The organism is Rhizobium sp. CSW-27, assembly GCF_018760785.1.
Taxonomy (GTDB): Bacteria; Pseudomonadota; Alphaproteobacteria; order Rhizobiales; family Rhizobiaceae; genus Neorhizobium.
This window is the reverse complement of the sequence record NZ_JAHHZO010000051.1, coordinates 1-2,158: the sequence shown is the minus strand read 5'-3', so window position 1 is coordinate 2,158 and position 2,158 is coordinate 1. Positions and strand designations below refer to the sequence as shown.

Annotated in this window: 1 pseudogene; it reads left to right on the top strand. The window is 59.5% G+C overall.

Annotated elements, in window-relative coordinates:
- Positions 1-1,792 (top strand): annotated as a pseudogene (locus KLP42_RS26480) (helicase-like domain-containing protein); the annotation flags it as partial.
- Between the last annotated feature and the right edge of the window lie 366 nt (positions 1,793-2,158).

The window sequence follows — 2,158 nt, the reverse complement described above, 5'->3', positions numbered from 1 at the left end:
CGGGTACCCCGATCACCAACACGCTCGGCGAGATGTTTTCGATCCAGCGCCTGCTCGGTCACGAGGCACTTGCCGAGCGAGGACTGCACGAATTCGATGCCTGGGCCTCGTGCTTCGGTGATACGACCTCCGAACTCGAAATCCAGCCCTCCGGTAAATACAAGCCCGTCAGCCGCTTTGCCTCCTTCGTCAATGTGCCGGAGCTGATCGCCATGTTCCGTGCCTTCGCCGACGTGGTGATGCCGGAGGATCTCCGGCAATATGTGAAGGTGCCTGATATCTCGACCGGGCGCCGGCAGATCCTGACGGCCAAGCCGACCGCCCTGTTCAAGACCTATCAGCAAATTCTCGACACCAGGATCAAGGCGATTGAAAAACGTGAGGGGCCGGCCAAGCCTGGCGACGACATTCTGCTCTCGGTCATCACCGATGGCCGCCACGCCGCGATCGACCTGCGCTTCGTCATGCCGGCGGCCGAGAACGAGGCGGACAACAAGCTCAATCTGCTCGTGCGCAATGCACATCGGATTTGGAAGGAAACCGGCGAGGCGATTTATCGGCGCCCCGACGGCAAGGAGTTTGATCTGCCAGGCGCCGCCCAGATGATCTTCTCGGATCTCGGCACGATTAATGTCGAAAAGACCCGTGGCTTCTCGGCCTATCGCTTTATCCGCGACGAACTGATCCGGCTCGGCGTGCCGGCATCACAGATCGCCTTCATGCAGGACTACAAGAAGACCGAAGCCAAGCAACGGTTGTTCGGCGATGTCCGCGCCGGCAAGGTGCGCTTTCTGATTGGTTCGTCGGAGACGATGGGAACGGGCGTCAATGCCCAGCTTCGCCTGAAGGCGCTCATCATCTCGATGTGCCATGGCAGCCATCGCAGATCGAACAGCGTGAGGGCCGGATTGTTCGTCAGGGTAATCAGCACGACGAAGTCGATATCTTCGCCTATGCCACTGAGGGTTCGCTCGACGCCAGCATGTGGCAGAACAATGAGCGCAAGGCCCGGTTCATCGCGGCCGCACTTTCCGGCGACACCTCGATACGGCGGCTCGAAGATGTCGGCGAAGGCGCGGCCAATCAGTTCGCCATGGCCAAGGCCATCGCATCCGGCGACGATCGGCTGATGCAAAAGGCCGGGCTGGAAGCTGACATCGCGCGGCTCGAACGGTTGCGCGCCGCTCATGAGGACGATCAACATGCTGTCCGTCGGCAGATGCGGGATGCAGAGCGTGAGATGGAGGTCTCAACCCGGCGTATCGCCGAGATCGGCCAGGATATCGGGCGTCTCAGGCCGACGACTGGCGATGCCTTCACCATGACGGTTCTCGGTCAGGACCATACCGAGCGCAAGGAGGCCGGTCGCGCGCTGATGAAGGAGATATTGACGCTGCTTCAGCTGCAGCAGGAGTGCGAGGTGCATCTGGCGACGATCGGTGGCTTCGATCTGGTTTATGAGGGCGAGCGCTTTGCCAAAGGGGATGGCTATCGCTTCGAGACCCTGCTCCAGCGCACCGGCGCCGACTATGAGATCGATTTGGCAATTACGGTCACGCCGCTTGGCGCTATTTCTCGTCTGGAGCATGCACTCGATGGCTTTGACGACGAGCAGCGTCAGTATCGGCGGCGGCTGGAGGAAGCCGAACGCCGTCTGGCCTCTTACCGGTCGCGTGACGGCGGTGTTTTCGCGTTTGCCAATGATCTGAAGGAAAAGCGACTAAAGCTTAGGGCAATCGAGGCCCGGCTGGCGGAGGATCTGGACGACGAGACCAACGCAGCCGCCGCATAGCTGCATTGCACAATAAATGTTTTCCGTCTGGTCAAAATTCAGGCATAAGGCCTGCAGCTGATGCACATGACGGTCACCTCCCAGTTCCGTCGCAGCAGCTGTTCCCCTCTGGAGGTTCAAGATCTCCACACTTCATGGGCCGCGGTCTTCCGTCGGCCCTTTCTTTTTGCCCTAGATCGCCGCTGCACCTTCCGTCCGCATGTCAGCTCCGAGATCGAGCGGCCAACAGTGCGAACGCGATTAGAGCGGTTCCCTGACTGAATGAATCTTCGGGTCTTTGCAAATCAGCGATGTTCTGATTCAAACTATCTGCCGATGGAGGTCGGCAGATATGTCAAAAGCTCTCTCTGTTGATCTGCGAGTTCG